Source organism: Pseudomonas sp. GM80 (genome assembly GCF_000282515.1).
Lineage (GTDB): Bacteria > Pseudomonadota > Gammaproteobacteria > Pseudomonadales > Pseudomonadaceae > Aquipseudomonas.
In genome coordinates this window covers 1-2,599 of the sequence record NZ_AKJD01000236.1, presented here as the reverse complement: position 1 = coordinate 2,599, position 2,599 = coordinate 1, and the positions used below count along the sequence as shown (strand labels likewise).

At 59.6% G+C, this 2,599-nt stretch carries 3 protein-coding genes; all 3 read right to left on the bottom strand.

Annotated elements, in window-relative coordinates:
* Window positions 1-188: 188 nt before the first annotated feature.
* The gene (gene fabB / locus PMI37_RS27385; protein ID WP_008087472.1) at window positions 189-1,409 is read right to left on the bottom strand and encodes a beta-ketoacyl-ACP synthase I; all 1,221 of its coding nucleotides are present in this window, start codon (window positions 1,407-1,409) and stop codon (window positions 189-191) included.
* An 11-nt stretch (window positions 1,410-1,420) separates the two neighbouring features.
* Window positions 1,421-1,936: a 3-hydroxyacyl-[acyl-carrier-protein] dehydratase FabA gene (gene fabA, locus PMI37_RS27380; RefSeq protein WP_003172830.1), complete on the bottom strand. Its 516-nt coding sequence runs from the start codon at window positions 1,934-1,936 to the stop codon at window positions 1,421-1,423.
* Between the two features lie 247 nt (window positions 1,937-2,183).
* Window positions 2,184-2,599 (bottom strand): response regulator (locus PMI37_RS27375; protein ID WP_045123313.1); only part of this gene is annotated, 416 nt, incomplete at its 5' end.

Sequence of the window (2,599 nt, the reverse complement as noted above, 5' to 3'; positions counted from 1 at the left end):
GCGTCCAGTGACGCGGAGCGTCACGGGCTGCATTCCCACGCAGAGCGTGGGAATGATCAGATCAAAAGATCGCAGCCTTCGGCAGCTCCTACATGGGGGATTTTTGTTGGGGCGGGAGTTTTCTGCAGGCGAAAAAAAACGCCCCGAACCAGTCGGGGCGTTTTCATGTGTGGCTCAAGCGGGGGAAATTACTTGCCTTCCCAGCGCTTCAGTACCAGCGTGGCGTTGGTGCCGCCGAAGCCGAAGCTGTTGCTCATCACGGTGTTGATGGTGGCGTTCTCGCGGGTCTTGGTCAGCACCGGCAGATCGGCCACTTCAGGGTCCAGCTCGTCGATGTTGGCGGAACCGGCAATGAAGTTGCCTTCCATCATCAGCATGCAGTAGATCGCTTCGTGAACGCCAGCGGCGCCCAGGGAGTGACCGGACAGGCTCTTGGTCGAGCTGATCGCAGGTGCCTTGTCGCCGAACACTTCACGCACACCCTTCATTTCCGCAACGTCGCCGACCGGAGTCGAGGTGCCGTGGGTATTCAGGTAGTCGATCGGAGTATCAACGGTGGACATCGCCATCTGCATGCAGCGGATCGCGCCTTCGCCACTTGGGGCAACCATGTCGTAGCCGTCGGACGTCGCGCCGTAGCCAACGATTTCCGCGTAGATTTTCGCGCCACGGGCCAGAGCGTGTTCCAGCTCTTCAACCACGACCATGCCGCCACCGCCAGCGATGACGAAACCGTCACGGTCTTTGTCGTAGGCGCGGGAAGCCTGTTCCGGGGTGTCGTTACGCTTGCTGGACAGAGCGCCCATGGCGTCGAACAGGAACGACTGGCTCCAGTGCTCTTCTTCACCGCCACCGGCGAAGACGATGTCCTGCTTGCCCATCTGGATCTGTTCCATGGCGGTACCGATGCAGTGAGCACTGGTGGCGCAGGCAGAAGCGATGGAGTAGTTCAGGCCCTTGATCTTGAATGGCGTGGCCAGGCAAGCGGAAACGGTGCTGCTCATGGTCCGTGTGACACGGTATGGGCCAACGCGCTTCACGCCTTTCTCGCGCAGGATGTCCAGCGCTTCCATCTGGTTCAGCGTGGAAGCACCACCGGAGCCAGCCACCAGGCCGGTACGCGGGTTGGACACTTGCTCTTCGGTCAGGCCGGAGTCAGCAATGGCGTCTTTCATGGCCAGGTAGGCGTAAGCCGCTGCGTGGCCGACAAAGCGATAGATCTTGCGATCGATCAGCTCTTCAAGGTTGAGGTCGATGGAGCCGGAAACCTGGCTACGCAGACCCATTTCGGCATATTCCGGGTTGAACCGGATGCCAGGGCGGCTTGCACGCAGGTTAGCGGAGACGGTCTCTTTGTCATTGCCCAGGCACGAAACAATGCCCAGACCAGTGATAACGACGCGGCGCATGCGAATAACCCTTAGAAGTTGTCAGTGGAGGTGAACACGCCGACGCGAAGGCCTTCGGCGGTGTAGATTTCGCGACCGTCAACAGACACCGAACCGTCGGCAATGGCCAGGTTCAGCTTGCCCTTGAGGACGCGCTTGATTTGAATGTTGTAGGTGACTTTCTTGGCGGTCGGCAGGACCTGGCCGAAGAATTTCACTTCGCCCGAACCCAGCGCACGGCCACGGCCCGGCAGGCCTTGCCAGCCCAGGAAGAAACCGACCAGTTGCCACATGGCGTCCAGACCCAGGCAGCCCGGCATCACCGGATCACCTTCGAAGTGGCAGGCGAAGAACCACAGGTCAGGGTTGATATCCAGTTCGGCGACCAATTCACCTTTGCCGTACTTGCCACCCTCTTCACTGATATGGGTGATGCGATCCACCATCAGCATGTTCGGGGCGGGCAGTTGCGCGTTACCTGGGCCGAACAGCTCACCGCGACTGCAGCGCAGCAGATCTTCCCGAGTAAAGGCGTTTTGTTTGGTCATGCGAGCTCCTCAATAATCCCATGCGGCAGGTGGGGCAAATCTTCCCGACCGTTCGAAGCGTTCATGCCTCGAACCGGCAGCCTACTCATAGACTATTGCGTTGTGGTGAAAGTCACAGCACCAAGGACATGAATGTACACTTGTGCACTGAAATTTTTATTCAAGCCCCTTTTGAGGCTCGTTCGGGTGCCTAAGACTGCCGCACTTTCGCTTTTCACGCCAGTCGCAGATGGTCGAAAGGCCCACACTACGACACCCATCGCTGCAGAATCTGCTGCAGATCATTACGTTTGAACGGCTTCGCCAGATAATCGTTCATGCCAGCCGACAGGCAGGTTTCCCGGTCGCCCTGCAGGGCGTTGGCGGTCAGCGCGATGATCGGCACGTCGGCGCGTCCGGGCAGGCGACGAATCTGTCGGGTCGCTTCGTAACCGTCGATGATCGGCAAGCGGCAGTCCATCAGAATCACTTCGAAATCATTGCCCTCGGCACTGCGCACGGCCTGCGCACCGTCGGTGGCGACACTGACAGTAAAGCCCAGGCTGCGCAGCATCGCCTCGATAACCGTCTGGTTGACCGGGTTGTCTTCGACCAGCAGCACATTGCGTCCTTCGCCATGGCTGTCGCCGTTGAACGCTCGCGGTGCCGCCAGTGGCGGCAGCG

Coding starts and splice junctions, on each gene's coding strand:
- fabB (WP_008087472.1), bottom strand. CDS start 1,409: ATGCGCCGCGTCGTTATCACTGGTCTGGGCATTGTTTCGTGCCTGGGC.
- fabA (WP_003172830.1), bottom strand. CDS start 1,936: ATGACCAAACAAAACGCCTTTACTCGGGAAGATCTGCTGCGCTGCAGT.